Here is a 15,976-nt window from a genome sequence, read left to right on the forward strand (position 1 = left end):
GATGGAAATGGGATCAGCGGCGCAGCAACTGCAGCACTTCTTCCAGCTCCATGCGCACCTGCTTGATGATCTGGTTGCTCAACGCGGATTCCTCGCGCGCATCCGGACCATCCAGACGCAGGCGTGCACCACCGATGGTGTAGCCCTGTTCGTACAGCAGGCTGCGGATCTGCCGCACCATCAGCACGTCATGGCGCTGGTAGTAGCGACGGTTGCCTCGGCGCTTGGCCGGCTCAAGGCTGGGAAACTCGGTTTCCCAGTACCGCAGGACGTGCGGCTTGACGTCGCACAGCTCGCTGACTTCACCGATGGTGAAGTAGCGCTTGGCCGGGATCGGCGGTAGTTCGCGGTTACTGCCCGGATCCAGCATAAGCTTCCACCCTCTCCTTGAGCTTCTGGCCCGGACGGAAGGTGACCACCGTACGGGCGGAAATCGGAATTTCCTCGCCGGTCTTGGGGTTGCGACCCGGGCGCTGGTTCTTGCGCCGCAGATCGAAATTACCGAAGCCCGACAGCTTCACCTGACGTCCCTGTTCCAATGCTTCACGCAGCACATCGAAAAACGCGTCGACGAATTCCTTGGCTTCCCGCTTGTTCAGACCGACTTCGTCGAACAGCTTTTCCGCCATCTCCGCCTTGGTCAATGCCATTGCCTGCTACCCCCGAGTGCTGCCCGCTCAGCCGCGGATCCGGGCGTGATGTTCACGCTCGATGGCAGTGACCGCCTCGGCCACCACCGCATCCACGTCGCGGTCCGTCAGAGTGCGCGACTTGTCCTGCAAAATCAAGCCCATAGCGAGACTCTTGAATCCCGGCTCGACGCCCTGGCCGACGTAGCGGTCGAACAGGTTCAGGTCGCGCAGCAGCGGGCCGGCGGCCTGGCGGACGGTGGCCGCCAGATCGGCCCAGGCCACCTGTTCAGGCACCAGGAAGGCCAGGTCGCGGCGCACCGCCGGGAAGCGCGACAACTCGCCGGCACGCGGCAGGCGGCGGGCGGTCAGCGGCTCCAGGTCCAGTTCGAAGGCGTAGACATCGGCTTCGATGTCCATCGCCCTGGCCAGGCGCGGGTGGACCTGGCCGATCCAGCCAATGGCCACGCCATCGCGGAATACTTCAGCCGAACGCGCCGGGTGGCCGTAGGCGCGGGCCGACGGGCGGAACTCCAGCTGCGCGCCACTGGCAGCGGCCAGCGATTCCAGGTCGCCCTTCAGGTCATGGAAATCGACCTTGCGGGTTGGCAGGCCCCACTGCACGGCCTGCGCATCACCACAGACCGCAGCGGCCACGCGCGGGGTTTCCAGCGGCGCCGGCTGGCCATCTCCGGCCTGCTGGGCAAACACGCGGCCGAGTTCGAACAGGCGCACGCGACCGAGCTGGCGGGCGGCATTGCGGCCGAGGGTGGCGACCAGGCCCGGCAGCAGCGACGGGCGCATCACCGCCAGTTCGGCCGATAGCGGGTTGGCCAGCGGCACCAGGCCATCGCGCAGCTGCCACTGGGTCAGCAGCGCGTCGTCGACGAAGGCGAAGTTGACGGTTTCCTGCTGGTCGCGGGCGATCAGCTGGCGGCGCACACTCAGCGCGTCCAGCTGGGTCTCGCTTGGCATCGCAACGCGCGAAGCACCGCCCGGCAGCGTGGTCGGGATCTGCTCGTAACCGTGGATACGGGCCAGCTCTTCGATCAGGTCTTCTTCGATGGCGATGTCGAAACGGCGGCTCGGCGCAGCGACCTGCCAGCCCTCGGCAGTGGCGGCCACGTTCATGCCCAGCGCGCGCAGGATGCGCTCGACTTCGGCGTCGTCGATGGTGATGCCGAGTACGCGACTGATGCGCGCGCGGCGCAGCACGATCGTCGCCGGCTGCGGCAGGTCGTCGGCGCGCACGGCCTCGGTGACCGGCGCCGGGGTACCGCCGGCCAGGTCCAGCACCAGGCGGGTGGCGTATTCGATGGCGGTGCGCGGCAGCGCCGGATCGACGCCGCGCTCGAAGCGATGACCGGCATCGGTGTGCAGGCCCAGCTTGCGGCCACGGCCCATGATCGCGGCCGGCGCGAAATGCGCGGCCTCCAGGAACACCGCGGTGGTGGCATCAGTGACGCGGGTGTCGAAACCACCCATCAGGCCGGCCAGGCCGACCGCACGATCGGCGTCGGTGACCACCAGGAAGCTGTCGTCCAGCACAGCATCGCGGCCGTCCAGCAGCTTCAGGCTCTCGCCCGCGCGCGAACGGCGCACGGCGATGCTGCCCTGCAGGGTGGCGAGGTCGTAGGCATGCATCGGCTGGCCCAGCTCCAGCATCACGTACTGGGTGATGTCGACCAGCAGCGAGACCGGGCGCACGCCACTGCGGCGCAGGCGCTCGGCCATCCACAGCGGGGTCTTGGCCGCGGCGTTGACGCCTTCGATGACGCGCCCCAGGTAACGCGGCGCTTCGGCGCCGGCGTCGAGCTGGATCGACAGTTCACGGCTGCCGACCGGCGCAATGGCATCGGCGGCGAAATCCAGCACTTCGCTGCGGGTGGCCGCTGCGACGTCGTAGGCGATGCCGCGCAGGCTGAAGCAGTCGGCGCGGTTCGGGGTCAGCTTGATCTCGATGCTGGCGTCCGGCAGCCCCAGGTACTCGACCAGGGATCGGCCGACGGGTGCATCGTCCGGCAGCTCCAGCAGGCCGGAGGCATCATTGTCCAGGCCCAGCTCCTTGGCCGAGCACAGCATGCCGTTGGACTCGACGCCGCGCAGCTTGGCCGGCTTGATCTTCAGCTCGCCGATCTGCGCGCCGACCATCGCCAGCGGCGCGACCAGGCCCGGACGCGCGTTCGGTGCGCCGCACACGATCTGCAGCAGCTCGCCCTGCCCGGCATCGACCTTGCACACCTGCAGGCGATCGGCTTCGGGATGGCGCACCGCTTCGACGATGCGCGCCACGACCACGTGATCGAGGCCGTCGCCGAGCGCGGTCACTTCTTCCACTTCCAGGCCGATGGCGGTCAGCACCGCGCTGAGCTCATCGCGCGAGGCGGAGGTCGGGACGTGGCTGCGCAGCCAGTTTTCGGAGAATTTCATGGTGTCACCCTGGTGGGAGGTGTACCTCCCGTTGCGGTTTTTGTGGTCGCCCAGCGCATGCGCAAGGAGGCGTCCATCCAGAAAAGCAGCCGAGCATGGCTCGGCTCTACACGGTTGCGGCTTACGCGAACTGCTTCAGGAAGCGCACGTCGTTCTCGAAGAACGCGCGCAGGTCGTTGACCCCGTAGCGCAGCATCGCGAAACGCTCCACGCCCATGCCGAAGGCAAAGCCGGTGTAACGCTCCGGATCGATACCCACGTTGCGCAGCACGTTCGGATGGACCATGCCGCAGCCGAGCACTTCCAGCCAGCGGGTGCTGCCATCGGGCTGCTGCCAGGCGATGTCCACTTCCGCACCCGGTTCAACGAACGGGAAGTAGCTGGGACGGAAACGCATCTCGAAGTCGCGCTCGAAGAACGCGCGCACGAACTCGGCCAGCGTGCCCTTCAGGTCGGCGAAGGTCGAATGCTCGTCCACCAGCAGGCCTTCGACCTGGTGGAACATCGGCGAGTGGGTCTGGTCGCTGTCGCTGCGGTACACCTTGCCGGCGGCGATCATGCGCAGCGGCGGCGCGTGGTCGCCCATGTAGCGCACCTGCACACCGGAGGTATGCGTGCGCAGCAGGCGGCCGTCGCCGAAGTAGAAGGTGTCGTGCATGGCGCGCGCCGGGTGGTGCGGCGGGAAGTTCAGCGCCTCGAAGTTGTGCCAGTCGTCCTCGATCTCCGGCCCTTCCGACAGCTCGTAGCCCAGCCGGCCGAAGATGCCGGTGATGCGCTCCAGGGTGCGGGTGATCGGGTGCAGGCCGGCACGGTCGCCATTGCGACCCGGCAGGGTGATGTCGATGGCTTCGGCGGCCAGGCGTGCATCCAGTGCCGCGTCTTCAAGCAGCGCCTTGCGCTCACCCAACGCGCGGGTCAGCGCATCACGGGCCTGGTTGATCGCTTCACCGGCGGCCTTGCGCTGGTCGGCCGGCAGGGCGCCGAGCTGCTTGAGCTGCGATGTGATGCTGCCACTCTTGCCAAGCAGGGCCACGCGCAGCTGTTCCAGCACGTCGGGGCTCTGTGCGGCGGCCACATCGGCCAGCGCCTGGGTGGTGAGGGATTGGATGTCGCTCATGGGGGGCCGGAACTCCAGTCGATCTGCCATCGCGATGCGCGAAGGGCCGACCCCTGTCGCCACCGCCGTCCCCGCGCTGCCGTCGTGGCCTCGCCGGGACCCAAAAAAGAATGGGGAAGGACTTGCGCCCTTCCCCATGCATTGCCTTGACCTGACACCGTTCCGAGTGAACGGTTACGGCATCGGGAAGGACTTATGCCGCCAGCGCGCCCTTGGCCTTTTCGGCCAGCGCAGCAAAACCGGCAGCGTCGTGCACGGCGATGTCAGCCAGGACCTTGCGATCCAGGGTGATGCCAGCCTTCAGCAGACCGTTCATGAAGCGGCTGTAGCTCAGGCCGTTGATGCGGGCAGCCGCATTGATACGGGTGATCCACAGCGAACGGAAGTTGCGCTTCTTCTGCTTACGGCCGATGTAGGCGTACTGCTGTGCCTTGATGACCGCCTGCTTGGCGACGCGGAAGACCTTGCGACGGGCGTTGTAATAGCCCTTGGCGAGATCCAGAATCTTCTTGTGGCGGCGACGCGCCTGTACGCCACGCTTAACTCGTGCCATTTTTCAGTTCCTCAGAGGTAAGGGAGCATGCGGTCCAGACGGCCTGCGTCTTCTGCACGGACATGGCCCGTCTGACGCAGATTACGCTTACGCTTGGTCGCTTTCTTCGTGAGGATGTGGCTACGGTTGGCGTGGCCGCACTTGTACTTGCCCGAGGCGGTCTTGCGGAAACGCTTGGCCGCTGCCCGGTTGGTCTTGATCTTGGGCATTGCAATGTCCTTGATGGGATATGACCCTGGTTTCTGACTGATCTGGCGGCGGCCTGGGCCGCTCTTTCCGTCCTGCCATGATCGGCGTACGACCCGTCCTGGGTGGGTCGAGCCGGGCATGATACAGGCAAAACCGTCCTGCCACCAGCCCCTGCAACCCTTTCAGGGCGATTCACCGGCATGCCGCAAAAGCAAAGGGGCGCCGATGGCGCCCCTTCACCCTGAACCGTTCAGCCAGGCGCCCCGGAGGGCGGCCCGTCAGGCCTCAGGTCTTCTTCTTCGGCGCGATCATCATGACCATCTGACGCCCTTCCAGGCGCGGACGGGATTCAATGACGATGTCCTCGCCCAGATCGGTCTCGATCCGGTTGGCCATTTCGCGGCCCAGTTCCTGGTGGCTCATTTCACGGCCACGGAAACGGATGTTGACCTTGATCTTGTCACCATCCTCGAGGAACCCGCGCATCTTGCGCAGCTTGATCTGGTAGTCGCCCTCGTCCGTGACCGGACGGAACTTCACTTCCTTGATCTCGACCTGCTTGGTCTTCTTCTTGGCCTCGCTGGCCTTCTTCTGCGCTTCGAACTTGAACTTGCCGAAGTCCATGATCTTGCAGACCGGCGGATCGGCCTGCGGCTGGATTTCGACCAGGTCCAGGCCTTCATCTTCGGCCATGGACAGCGCTTCGTCGCGCGACAACACGCCGATCATTTCTCCGTCACTGCCGATCACGCGGACGCGCGGCACACGGATTTCCTGATTCTTGCGGTTCTGTTTGTTGTCAGGGGTGCTGATATTACGTTCTCCCAAGGGTATCGAACCGGTCCGGGTGCCTGTGCGCCCGGACCGGACCTTTGCTTACGCGCCCTCGGCGTGGAGCCGCTCGATGAAGGCCTGCAGGCTCATGCTGCCCAGGTCTTCGCCAGAACGCGTACGCACCGCCACAGCCCCATTTTCCTTCTCGCGGTCACCGATGACCAGCAGGTAGGGCACGCGCTGCAACGTATGCTCGCGGATTTTATAGCCGATCTTCTCGTTACGCAAATCCGAGCTGACGCGGAAGCCTTGCTCCGCAAGGGTTTTGGTCACGCCCGCGACGTATTCAGCCTGAGCGTCGGTGATATTGGCCACCACCACCTGGGTCGGGGCCAGCCAGGCCGGGAACTGGCCGGCATGGTGCTCGATCAGGATGCCCAGGAAGCGCTCCATCGAGCCGACGATGGCACGGTGCAGCATGACCGGGTGCTTCTTCTGGCTGTTCTCGTCCACGTACTCGGCGCCCAGGCGGCCCGGCATCATGAAGTCGACCTGCATGGTGCCCAACTGCCAGGTACGGCCGATGGCGTCCTTCAGGTGGTACTCGATCTTCGGGCCATAGAAGGCACCCTCGCCCGGCAGCTCCTGCCATTCAACGCCACAGGCGGTCAGTGCCGAGCGCAGCGCGCCCTCGGCCTTGTCCCAGGTGGCGTCGTCACCCAGGCGCGATTCCGGGCGCAGCGCGATCTTGATCTGGATGTCGTCGAAGCCGAAGTGCTGGTAGACCGCCAGCGCCTGCTGGTGGAAGGCCGTCACTTCCGACTCGATCTGGTTCTCCGTGCAGAACACGTGGCCGTCGTCCTGGGTGAAGCCACGCACGCGCAGGATGCCGTGCAGCGCGCCGGACGGCTCGTTGCGGTGGCAGGAACCGAACTCACCGTAGCGGATCGGCAGGTCGCGGTAGCTGTGCAGGCCCTGGTTGAACACCTGGATGTGGCCCGGGCAGTTCATCGGCTTGACCGCGTACGTGCGCTTCTCCGATTCGGTGAAGAACATGTTGTCCTGGTAGTTGTCCCAGTGGCCGGACTTCTTCCACAGGCTCACGTCCAGGATCTGCGGGCAACGCACCTCGCCGTAGCCGCTGTTGCGGTAGACCTTGCGCATGTACTGCTCGACCACCTGCCACAGCGCCCAGCCCTTCGGGTGCCAGAACACCAGGCCCGGCGCTTCTTCCTGCAGGTGGAACAGGTCCTGCTGCTTGCCGATGCGGCGGTGGTCGCGCATCTCGGCTTCCTCGATGCGCTTGATGTACGCCTCGAGCTGCTTCTTGTCGGCCCAGGCGGTGCCGTAGATGCGCTGCAGCTGTTCGTTCTGCGCGTCGCCGCGCCAGTAGGCGCCGGAGATGCGGGTCAGCTTGAAGGCCTTCAGGAAGCGAGTGTTCGGCACGTGCGGGCCGCGGCACATGTCCACGTATTCCTGGTGGTAGTACATGCCCATCGCCTGGATGTCCTCGGACATGTCCTCGATCAGGCGCAGCTTGTAGTCCTCGCCACGGGACTTGAAGATCTCGATCACTTCGGCGCGCGGCGTCATCTTCTTGATGACGTCGTAGTCCTGGGCGATCAGCTCACCCATGCGCTTCTCGATCGCGGCCATGTCCTCCGGGGTGAACGGGCGCTCGGAGTAGATGTCGTAGTAGAAGCCTTCGGCGATCACCGGGCCGATCACCATCTTCACGTCCGGGTACAGCTGCTTGACGGCGTGGCCGACCAGGTGGGCGCAGGAGTGGCGGATGATCTCCACGCCCTCCTCGTCCTTGGCGGTGATGATGCGCAGGCTGGCATCGTGGTCGATGACGTCGCTGGCATCGACCAGCACGCCATCCACGGCACCGGCGATGGTGGCCTTGGCCAGGCCGGCGCCGATCGACTGGGCAACGTCCATGACGCTGACGGGGTTTTCAAACTCGCGGCGGCTGCCGTCGGGAAGGGTAATGTTGATCATCGCAGTGGCTTCGTGCGGGGCCCGCGGGGCGGGCTGGAAAGCGGTCCCGGGGCGGCGCCCGGGCAATAAAAAAGCGCCACGAGGGCGCCTGGAACACAGGGCCTTCGGGGGCAGGTCAACAGTGGGCGGTGGTAGTGCTCATGTCGCACGCTCGGCCGGCGCTGGGCGCGGGCCACCTTGTTCCAGTCAGGGAGTGTGATGATCTTAAACCAGCGCACCGGAAAGCCCAAGAGCTACCGTACGGTCCGCTGAATGGCCGCCGCTGGCGGCGTGAAAACGCAATGATTACCATGTGCACGCAGCCCGCCCCGTGCCAGCCTGCCCGCTTTCCCCCAGGACCTCGTGATGCGCCACCCGCTCCGACCGGCTCCCGCCGGCCCCGCCCGTGCCCCGCGTTCGCCGGCCCGCTGCCGCGGCGGCCGTCCGCAATGATCACCGTCGGCCTTTCCACGCTCGGCTTCTGCAGCCTGGGCATGCTGGCGGCGATGTTCTCGGCGCTGGCCTTCTATGCCGCCTCGCCGCACTGCCGCTGGCCGCGCCTGCGCCGCGCCGGTCGCCTGGGCCGCCAGATCGGCCTGGTCGCGGCCGCCGCTGCGCTGTGGCTGTGGATGGCAGAACTCGGCTTCGCTGCCGGCCTGGTGGCGATGCTGTGCACCTGGATGCTGGCGGCGATGCTGTTGCCGGCCCTGGCCGCCTGGCACCGTCCCGGCGCGGAGTCGCCCTGATGTGGCCGCGCGCCTTCGCTGGCATCGTCGCCGGTTTCTTCCTAGCCGCCGCCGCGACCGGCCTGCTGGCATGGCTGCCGCCCGGCCCCTGGCAGCGGGCGCTGGTGCCGACCCTGATCGCTTTCATCCCGCTGTGGATGCTGGCCGCCCTGTGGGCGTTCAGTTTCCGCAGCGCGCTGCGTGCCTGGCTGGTGCTGGGTGGCAGCGCCGCCGCCGGCTTCGCCGTGCTTGGGCTGCTGCGCCTGATCGGCGCGGTGCAATGAGACCCGCCCCATGAAGTTCAGCTCGCAGACCCTGCGCACGTTCACCACCCTGCACACCTGGGTCGGCCTGGTGGCCGGCTTCGGCCTGTTCGTGGCCTTCTACGCCGGTGCGTTGACCCTGTTCCACCACGATCTGCCGCTGTGGCAGACGCCGGGCGCAGCCACTGCGCTGCCGGCAGGGCTGGACGATGCGCAGTACCTGCTGGAGGACGTACTGGCCACGCATCCGGAAGCCCGCCGCCATGTCGGCATGACCTTCCCCGGCGCCGACCACCCTCAGCCCCTGGCGTACTGGCAGGCCGATGACGGTAGCTGGCGCTACGCCTGGCCGGGTCAGATCGCCGGCAGCCCCACGCCGCCGCAGACCGGGCTGGCGGAACTGGTCAACGAGCTGCACTACAGCCTCGGCCTGCCCGTGGCCGGCATCTACGTGATGGGCATCGTCAGCCTGCTGTACGGCATGGCGCTGCTGAGCGGGCTGGTGATCCATCTGCCGAAGCTGCTCGGCGACCTGTTCGCGCTGCGCCCGGGCCGCAACCTGAAACAGCTGTGGCAGGACGCGCACAACGTGATCGGCGTGCTGAGCCTGCCCTTCCACCTGATGTTCGCGGTGACCGGAGCCCTGCTCTGCCTGGTGTTCGTGCAGATGGCCCTGCTCAATCCGCTGATTTTCGACGGCAAGGCCCTGCAGGCCGTGCCAACAGCGATGGACACCGCTCCGGTGCGTGAAGCGACCGGCATCCCCTCGCCGCCGGGCAGCCTGCGCGTGCTGCATGCGCGGGCGCTGGAGGTGGCACGCGCACAGGGCGTGACCAGCTTTGAGCCGGCCTACCTGAAGCTGGCCAACGCGGGCGACACCAACGCCACCATCGAGATCACCGGCGAATCCACCGGCACCCTCGGCCCGCTCGGCGCCGTGGCGCTGGATGTCGCCACCGGCCAGGTACTGGCCACCCAGCTGCCGGGCCAGCGCGACGCCAACCACGCCACGCTCAGCGCCGCCTATGCGCTGCACTTCGGCGAGTTCGGCAACGGCGTGGTGGTCTGGCTGTACTTCCTGCTCGGCCTGGGCGGTGCGTTCCTGTTCTACTCGGGCAACCTGCTGTGGATCGAATCGCGGCGCAAGCGTCGCCAGCCGCAGCAGCCGCGCGCCGGAGTAAACATGGCACGGGCCACGGTCGGCGTGTGCATCGGCCTGTGCGTGGCGATCTCGGTCGCGTTCCTCACCGCGCTGGTGCTGGAACGGCTGGCGCCGGCGGCGGTCGACCACGGCATCCGCTGGGCCTGCTTCGGCAGCTGGGCGGCCTGTGCGCTGTGGGCCGCGCTGCGCCGCCCGGCACAGGCCGCACGCGAGCTGCTGTGGGCGGCGGCAATCAGTACCGCGCTGGTGCCGATCCTGCACGGCGCACTCAATGGTGACTGGCTGTGGCGTGCGGCTGCGCGTGGCCACTGGCCGCTGTTCTGGGTCGATGCCATCGCGCTGGCCATGGCCTTTGGCTTCGCCCGCTTGGCGGTGGCCAGCCAGCGTCGTGCCCGCAACGGCGATCCGAACAGCGTCTGGGCGAACTGAAGCGTGGCCGGGCATGGCCCGGCGCTACCGGAGCAGGTGCGCTTCGTCCAGGTAATGGCTGACTTCGATCAGGTTGCCATCCGGGTCGCGGAAGTACACCGATTCGATCGGCCCCAGTGCGCCGGTGCGGGCCACCGGCCCCTCCTCCACCGCGACCGCCTGCGCCTGCAGGTGCGCCAGTACATCGGCCGTGGCGGTATGCGTCACCAGGCACAGGTCGGCACTGCCCGGCGTGGGTCGTAACGCATGCGGCTGCAGCGGGGCGCTGGCCGGATGCAGGTTGATCTTCTGCTGGCCGAACTGCAGTGCGGTGCGGCCCGCGCCGAAGCGCACGACCTGCATGCCGAGCACGCGCTGGTAGAAATCACAGCTGCGGTCGATGTCGGCGACGGTAAGGACCAGATGGTCCAGGCGTTCGAGACGGATCATGCCCGCAGCGTAACGCTGCGGGCATGGACATGCCGTGCGGGGTTGGGCCGATGGCGTTGCGGCATTGCGCCGGGCATCGCCTGATGCAGCTCAATCGCCGATGCGCGCTTTCTGCCAGGGGCCCAGCATGGCGTTGAGCAGGCTGGCCTGCTCGTCGTCGCCGGTCAGCTCCCACATGAACACGCCGGCCAGGCCCTGTTCGCGGGCGAACTGCGCACGCAGCCCGATCGAGCGCGGGTCTTCATAGCTGATGAAGACCTTCTGTTCGGCGTTGTACAGCCACGGGCTCTGCGCCTGCGGCTGCCAGTGCCTGGTCCAGCCCGGCTGGTCGAGATAGCGCGCCTTGATCACCCGCCAGTCGCCCGCATCGGCCGGTGCGCTGTAGGGCTGGTACAACCCATCCGGGGCATCGCCGGTGACCTTGAAGCCGCGCCCGTAGAACGGCACGCCCAGCACCAGCCTGTCGGCCGGTACGCCGTGGTCGCGGTAGAACTGCACGGCACCGGCCACGTTGTTCCAGCGCCGCAGTTCCGGCGCCAGCGGGTCGGCCGCCACCTCATGCAGCGGCGCGTTGAAGGTCGACACCGCCGAGAAGCCGGTGCCCATGTCGTAGCTCATCAGGTTGATGAAATCGAACACCTTGGCCAGCGCCGGCAGGTCGTAGCTCGCCGCCGGATCGTAGGGGCCATCGGTCTGCAGGCGACCGGCGGCCAGCGCGGCGGTCAGCAGCAGCGGCTGTCCCATCTTGCGACCGCGCGCATCGAGTGCCACGCGGAACGCCTGCGCGAGCCGGGTCAGGTTGGCGTGGTCCTGCGGGCGGTGCGCCAGCTCCTTCGGGCCACCACTGACCGGGAACTCCCAGTCGATATCCACGCCATCAAAGCTGCCGGCGTGACGATCAAAGAACAGCGCCATGCACGAATCGACCAACCGCTTGCGGCTGGCCTCGCTCAGCGCCGCATCGGAGAACCCACCCGCGCCCCAACCACCGATCGAGATCAGCGTGCGCAGGTGCGGGTGTGCCTTCTTCAGCTCGGCCAGGGCGGCGAAGTTCTTCGGTGCTTCCGCACCGATCGTGCAGCGCCCGTCCTCAATGGTCGAGAACGCGTAGAACAGGTGGGTGAGGCGCTCGGCCGGAATGCTCGACACCGGGTAGCGCTCGGCCGATCCACCGGGATAGTAGGCACCGAAGATCGGCGGCTGTGCAGGCGCGGCGCGCGCGGCAATGGGCAGGGCGCCGGCAATCAGCACGGCAAGGACGGCCACGGTCTGGCGGAACATGGAAACTCCCGGTTCGAAGGCGCCGCCACGTTAGCAAACCGATGAGGCCGTGGGATCGATGTCGCCGCATGTCGTCCAGTGGACAGCAACGATCGGCCAGAGGGCGACAACGAGGCCGTCATGCCACGGCCATCACGCATTGCAGCAGGACACGCGCCGACGCAGCGCACCCAGTCCCCTACTTCGGCTAAGGTGGCCGCGGATCTTCAACTGCACATGGACATGAGCACCGATCACGACACTCCCACCGACGGCGACCTGCTGGACGACGACGCCCTCGACGAACACCAGATGCTGGAAGCCCGCGCCTACGACGCGTTCCAAGAAGGCGACCTGCCGCGCGCGGTGGCGCTGTTCGGCGAAGTGATCGCCATCGCTCCCGAAGTGCCCTACCTGCACTACATGCGCGGGCTGGCGCACAAGTACCTGCGCGACTGGCCGGCGTCGCTGCAGGACAACCTGCGATCGGAGCAGCTGCGCGGGGAATTCGATGTCGCCACCGCCTGGAATGCCGGAATCGCGGCCACCGGCATGGCGGACTGGGCCGAAGCACGGCGCCAGTGGACCCGCTGTGGCATCACCCTGCCCGAGGGCGAAGGCCCGATCGAGGGCAACTTCGGCGTGGCCTGCATGCGCCTGGCGCCGTGGTCCGATGCCGAGGTGGTGTACATGAGCCGCATTGATCCGGTGCGTGCACGCATCGACAACGTACCGCTGCCCGAAAGCGGCTTCCGCTTCGGCGACATCGTGCTGCATGACGGTGCGTCGACCGGCCGACGTACGTACGGCGAACACGAGGTACCGGTGTTCAACGCAATGCAGCGCCTGCAGCGATCGGACATGGCCACCTTCACCGTGTTCGTGCAGTGCGATTCTGCCGATGAGATCGCTGCCCTGGGGGCCATGGACCTGCCCGGCATCGGCATGGTCGAGGACTGGACCGCGACCGTGCGCCGGCTGTGCCGCCGCTGCAGCTATGGCACCCCGCACCAGCATGGCGACGAGGCAGAAGTCACTGAGCAAGGCACCTGGGCGCGCGAGCGCGATCTGGGCATTGCCGCGCAGGGCCGGGCTGCGGTGGAGAAGCTGCTGGCGACGTGGACCGCGGCGGCCCCAGGACGCGTGCTGGAGGCCATCGAACAGCGCGAGCATCCGTTGAGTGACCCCGAGCCGGGCCAGGTGTGGTGGCTGGGCGAGGAAGAAGAGGAAGAGCGCGTCAACCAGGGTTGATACCTGCGAGCCTTGTGGCACAGGGCCTTCAGAATTCTTCAGGCCGGTTTCCAGCACTTCAGACGCAGCGCAGGCTCAATCGGGCTCCCTTTGATGGAGTCCGACGATGCGCTCGATCCTGCCTGCCCTCACCCTGCTCTGCGCCGTCTGCAGCCAGCCCTTCGCTGCCTGCGCCACCCCACCGGACCAGACCCGTCTGCAGGCCCTGCAGCAGGCCATCGCCAGCGATGAACTGAAACAGATCCGCAGCGTGCTGCTGCAGGTCGATGGCAAGGTCGTCTACGAGGGCTACTTCAACGGTGCCGACGCGCAGACCCTGCACGACGTGCGATCGGCCAGCAAAGGCGTGACCGCGCTGCTGGTCGGTGCAGCCATTGGCGAAGGCACCCTGCCCGGCGTGCAGGCCGGGGTGTATGACTACTTCCCGACGTTCACTGCCCAGCACGCAGTCGACCCGCGCCTGCGTGCCACTACCGTGCAGGACCTGCTGACCATGAGCAGCCTCTGGGAGTGCGATGACGAAAACCCGTTCTCGGCCGGCCACGAGGAACGCATGTACGTGTCCGAGAAGTGGCTGGACTTCACCCTGGGCCTGCCGGTGAAGGGTTTCGCGCCGTGGATGCAGCGGCCCGAGGGCAGCCCGCATGGGCGCGCGTTTGCCTACTGCACCGCCAATCCGTTCGTTCTGGGCGCGGTACTGGAGAAAGCCAGCGGCCAACCGCTGGCCGACTACGCCGCGCGCGTCCTGGAGCGGCCGATGGGCATCACCCGCAGCCAGTGGAACCGCTCGCCGGAGGGCATCGGCATGGGCGGCGGCGGCACCCGCTACCGCACGCAGGACCTCGCCCGCTTCGGCCAGCTGGTGCTCGATGGCGGCCGCTGGCAGGGCCGCCAACTGGTACCGAAGGATTACATCGAGGCGATGGTGCGACCACAGACGAGCACCTCCGACGGCAGTGACTACGGCTACCAGTGGTGGGGCCTGAAGCTGGACGTGCAGGGTTCACCGCGCACGGTGTGGGCGATGTCCGGCAATGGTGGCAACTACGTGTTCGTGCTGCCCGAGCAGCGCGTGGTGGCGGTGGTCACCAGCCAGGCGTTCAACCGCAACTTCGCCCATCCGCAGTCGCGGCGCATCCTCACCGAGTTTCTGCTGCCGGCGCTGCGCTGAGCGCGGCAAGGTCGTCGGGTCGCCAGCTGGCGGCCAGCACCTGCGCACGTTGCCGGGCAATGTCGGCGTCCAGGCGCTGCAGCAGGGCCGGCCAGCCGGGCGCGCTGCGCAGGCCGACGAACAGCGGCGTAGCACGCAGCCACGCCACGTCGCGGAAGCCGTCATCGACCGCCTGCTGCAGTGCCGTCACCGCGTCGCCTGCATGCCCCTGGGCCTGCAGCAGCAGCGCCCGCTCCAGCGCCGCATCGGGCCAGCCGTCGCCCGCTCCCGCGCTGGTAGCGAGCTGCTGCAGGCGCTGGTCGATCCAGGTGGCGTCCGCAGCCTGCGCGCCATGCAACGCCGCCAGGGTCTGGCCCAGCGATTGCTGCGGCCGCAGCTGGCGGCCACGCTCGAACGCGTCGGCGGCGCCTGCAGCGTCGCCGGCCAGCAACGCCAGTTCGCCCTGCAGGCGCAGCAGCTGCGGATGCGGCGTGCCACGCGCGAGCGCTTCATCCAGCGCCTGCCGGGCTCGCTGTGGCGCGCCGGCCAGGTACAGGCTGCGCGGCCAGGCGATGTTGGAGAACACGTTGTCGGGGTACAGCTGGAAATTGCGCGCGTGCCGATCCGCGGCCGCCTGGGTGAAGCCGAGCAGTTCGAGCTCGCGCGCGACCTGCACGTCACGGAAGCGGATGCGCTCGGGCGCCTTCAGGGACAGGTTGGCCTGCAGCGCCGTGGCGAGCTGGCCGCGTTCCTGCTGCAGGTAGGCCAGCGATGCGCGGCTACGCTCGTCGCCCGGCTCGAGTTCGATCGCGCGGCTGTAGCCGGTGATCGCCTGGCGCATGTCGCCCAGGCAGTCCTGCGCATACCCCCACAGAGCGTGCGCGGCGGCATCGCCGGGTGTGCGCTGGAGCTCCTGCTCGGCCAATGCCAGCGCCTCGCGCAGCTGCTCGGGCGTGCCGTTGAACAGGCAGCCCTGCGCCGCCAGCGCACGGGACAGTCCGCGCCGCGCCGGCGTGGATTCGGGATCAGCCTGCAGCGCCTGCCGGTACAGGGTGATGGCCACGCGGTTGTTGCTGGCCTGGCCGATCCCCGCGTAGTACTCGGCGCGCTGCAGCAGCGACTGCCCTGCCCCCTGTGGCGTCGAACGGGGCCACAGCAGCAGCGTGGCGGCCACGCCCAGCGCCGCGACAGCCGCAACGCCCCAGCCGAGCCTGCGGGCGCGCGAGGATGGCGCAGGCGGCACGCTGGCCGGCAACGGCGACGCACACAGCTGGTAGCCACGACCACGTACCGAACGGATGTAGCGCGGGCGCCGGCTGTCATCGCCCAAGGCCTGCCGCAGCAGCTTCACCCGCTGGCTGACCGCATCCTCACCGACCACCGCCGGTGCCCAGACCTGGGCGGCCAGGGTGTCGAAATGCACGACGGCGTTGCCGTGCTGCAGGAGTACGTCGAGCAGGGTCCAGCTGAGGCCGCTGACGGGCAAGACCTCGCCGTTGCGACTGACGCGTTGCGCCGGGCGATCGATATCCAGGTCGAGCAGGCGCAGGGTGTCCATGGGCGAAGCATAGCGTTGCCGCTGCGCTGGGAGACAGGCAAAGAAAAAGCGGGCCGAAGCCCGCTTTTTCATTC

16 protein-coding genes are annotated in these 15,976 nt (G+C 67.6%); 5 read left to right on the top strand and 11 right to left on the bottom strand.

Features of this window, described 5'->3' with window-relative positions; genetic code table 11:
• Positions 1–13: 13 nt before the first annotated feature.
• From QP512_RS13995 to thrS, 8 genes are all read right to left on the bottom strand, one after another.
• Complete coding sequence (locus QP512_RS13995; protein ID WP_005410431.1) at positions 14–370, bottom strand: MerR family transcriptional regulator; 357 nt, start codon at positions 368–370, stop codon at positions 14–16.
• Positions 351–650, bottom strand: coding sequence for an integration host factor subunit alpha (locus QP512_RS14000; protein ID WP_005410432.1), 300 nt, complete (start codon positions 648–650; stop codon positions 351–353). The genes QP512_RS13995 and QP512_RS14000 overlap by 20 nt, the downstream gene beginning before the upstream one ends.
• Before the next feature lie 27 nt (positions 651–677).
• Positions 678–3,059, bottom strand: coding sequence for a phenylalanine--tRNA ligase subunit beta (pheT, locus tag QP512_RS14005; protein ID WP_286069207.1), 2,382 nt, complete (start codon positions 3,057–3,059; stop codon positions 678–680).
• Positions 3,060–3,180: 121 nt separating this feature from the next.
• Positions 3,181–4,176, bottom strand: coding sequence for a phenylalanine--tRNA ligase subunit alpha (gene pheS / locus QP512_RS14010; RefSeq protein ID WP_286069208.1), 996 nt, complete (start codon positions 4,174–4,176; stop codon positions 3,181–3,183).
• Positions 4,177–4,369: 193 nt separating this feature from the next.
• Entirely contained in the window at positions 4,370–4,729 is a 360-nt protein-coding gene (gene rplT, locus QP512_RS14015) for a 50S ribosomal protein L20 (protein ID WP_005410435.1), read from the bottom strand.
• 11 nt (positions 4,730–4,740) lie between these two features.
• A complete protein-coding gene (gene rpmI, locus QP512_RS14020; RefSeq protein ID WP_005410436.1) occupies positions 4,741–4,938 on the bottom strand; it encodes a 50S ribosomal protein L35 in 198 nt (65 codons plus the stop codon).
• 265 nt (positions 4,939–5,203) lie between these two features.
• Positions 5,204–5,731 carry a translation initiation factor IF-3 gene (infC, locus tag QP512_RS14025; RefSeq protein ID WP_074725076.1) on the bottom strand — a complete coding sequence of 176 codons (528 nt, stop codon included), beginning with the start codon at positions 5,729–5,731 and terminating at the stop codon, positions 5,204–5,206.
• A gap of 63 nt (positions 5,732–5,794) precedes the next feature.
• The gene (gene thrS / locus QP512_RS14030; protein WP_286069209.1) at positions 5,795–7,696 is read right to left on the bottom strand and encodes a threonine--tRNA ligase; all 1,902 of its coding nucleotides are present in this window, start codon (positions 7,694–7,696) and stop codon (positions 5,795–5,797) included.
• Between the two features lie 428 nt (positions 7,697–8,124).
• On the opposite strand from thrS, the gene QP512_RS14035 reads away from it, so the two are divergent.
• The 3 genes from QP512_RS14035 to QP512_RS14045 are packed head-to-tail and all read left to right on the top strand — an operon-like array spanning position 8,125 to position 10,254.
• On the top strand, positions 8,125–8,421 hold the full coding sequence (locus tag QP512_RS14035; RefSeq protein WP_110712976.1) for a hypothetical protein: 297 nt from the start codon (positions 8,125–8,127) through the stop codon (positions 8,419–8,421).
• Positions 8,421–8,684 carry a hypothetical protein gene (locus QP512_RS14040; RefSeq protein WP_054172222.1) on the top strand — a complete coding sequence of 88 codons (264 nt, stop codon included), beginning with the start codon at positions 8,421–8,423 and terminating at the stop codon, positions 8,682–8,684. The genes QP512_RS14035 and QP512_RS14040 overlap by 1 nt, the downstream gene beginning before the upstream one ends.
• A gap of 10 nt (positions 8,685–8,694) precedes the next feature.
• Positions 8,695–10,254: a PepSY-associated TM helix domain-containing protein gene (locus tag QP512_RS14045; protein WP_286069210.1), complete on the top strand. Its 1,560-nt coding sequence runs from the start codon at positions 8,695–8,697 to the stop codon at positions 10,252–10,254.
• A 24-nt stretch (positions 10,255–10,278) separates the two neighbouring features.
• On the opposite strand, the gene QP512_RS14050 is transcribed toward QP512_RS14045, so the two are convergent.
• On the bottom strand, positions 10,279–10,680 hold the full coding sequence (locus tag QP512_RS14050) for a VOC family protein (RefSeq protein WP_343229509.1): 402 nt from the start codon (positions 10,678–10,680) through the stop codon (positions 10,279–10,281).
• Between the two features lie 93 nt (positions 10,681–10,773).
• Positions 10,774–11,964, bottom strand: coding sequence for a glycoside hydrolase family 18 protein (locus QP512_RS14055; RefSeq protein WP_286069213.1), 1,191 nt, complete (start codon positions 11,962–11,964; stop codon positions 10,774–10,776).
• A 222-nt stretch (positions 11,965–12,186) separates the two neighbouring features.
• Here QP512_RS14055 and QP512_RS14060 point away from each other — a divergent pair, with 222 nt between their 5' ends.
• Positions 12,187–13,194, top strand: coding sequence for a hypothetical protein (locus QP512_RS14060; protein ID WP_286069215.1), 1,008 nt, complete (start codon positions 12,187–12,189; stop codon positions 13,192–13,194).
• Between the two features lie 106 nt (positions 13,195–13,300).
• Complete coding sequence (locus QP512_RS14065; protein ID WP_286069216.1) at positions 13,301–14,365, top strand: serine hydrolase; 1,065 nt, start codon at positions 13,301–13,303, stop codon at positions 14,363–14,365.
• Here the strand turns inward: QP512_RS14065 and QP512_RS14070 are convergent.
• Positions 14,334–15,902 carry a winged helix-turn-helix transcriptional regulator gene (locus tag QP512_RS14070; protein WP_286069217.1) on the bottom strand — a complete coding sequence of 523 codons (1,569 nt, stop codon included), beginning with the start codon at positions 15,900–15,902 and terminating at the stop codon, positions 14,334–14,336. The genes QP512_RS14065 and QP512_RS14070 overlap by 32 nt on opposite strands.
• Positions 15,903–15,976 lie beyond the last annotated feature (74 nt).

Origin of the sequence: Stenotrophomonas sp. 57 (assembly GCF_030291075.1) — a bacterium.
In the GTDB taxonomy this organism is placed as follows: Bacteria; Pseudomonadota; Gammaproteobacteria; order Xanthomonadales; family Xanthomonadaceae; genus Stenotrophomonas.

Excerpts from the sequence above, each read along its gene's own strand:
- QP512_RS14000 (WP_005410432.1), bottom strand. The coding sequence starts at position 650 with ATGGCATTGACCAAGGCGGAGATGGCGGAAAAGCTGTTCGACGAAGTC.
- QP512_RS14045 (WP_286069210.1), top strand. The coding sequence starts at position 8,695 with ATGAAGTTCAGCTCGCAGACCCTGCGCACGTTCACCACCCTGCACACC.
- QP512_RS14060 (WP_286069215.1), top strand. The coding sequence starts at position 12,187 with ATGAGCACCGATCACGACACTCCCACCGACGGCGACCTGCTGGACGAC.
- rpmI (WP_005410436.1), bottom strand. The coding sequence starts at position 4,938 with ATGCCCAAGATCAAGACCAACCGGGCAGCGGCCAAGCGTTTCCGCAAG.
- thrS (WP_286069209.1), bottom strand. The coding sequence starts at position 7,696 with ATGATCAACATTACCCTTCCCGACGGCAGCCGCCGCGAGTTTGAAAAC.
- QP512_RS14070 (WP_286069217.1), bottom strand. The coding sequence starts at position 15,902 with ATGGACACCCTGCGCCTGCTCGACCTGGATATCGATCGCCCGGCGCAA.
- QP512_RS14035 (WP_110712976.1), top strand. The coding sequence starts at position 8,125 with ATGATCACCGTCGGCCTTTCCACGCTCGGCTTCTGCAGCCTGGGCATG.
- QP512_RS14040 (WP_054172222.1), top strand. The coding sequence starts at position 8,421 with ATGTGGCCGCGCGCCTTCGCTGGCATCGTCGCCGGTTTCTTCCTAGCC.
- QP512_RS14055 (WP_286069213.1), bottom strand. The coding sequence starts at position 11,964 with ATGTTCCGCCAGACCGTGGCCGTCCTTGCCGTGCTGATTGCCGGCGCC.
- QP512_RS13995 (WP_005410431.1), bottom strand. The coding sequence starts at position 370 with ATGCTGGATCCGGGCAGTAACCGCGAACTACCGCCGATCCCGGCCAAG.
- pheS (WP_286069208.1), bottom strand. The coding sequence starts at position 4,176 with ATGAGCGACATCCAATCCCTCACCACCCAGGCGCTGGCCGATGTGGCC.
- rplT (WP_005410435.1), bottom strand. The coding sequence starts at position 4,729 with ATGGCACGAGTTAAGCGTGGCGTACAGGCGCGTCGCCGCCACAAGAAG.
- QP512_RS14065 (WP_286069216.1), top strand. The coding sequence starts at position 13,301 with ATGCGCTCGATCCTGCCTGCCCTCACCCTGCTCTGCGCCGTCTGCAGC.
- pheT (WP_286069207.1), bottom strand. The coding sequence starts at position 3,059 with ATGAAATTCTCCGAAAACTGGCTGCGCAGCCACGTCCCGACCTCCGCC.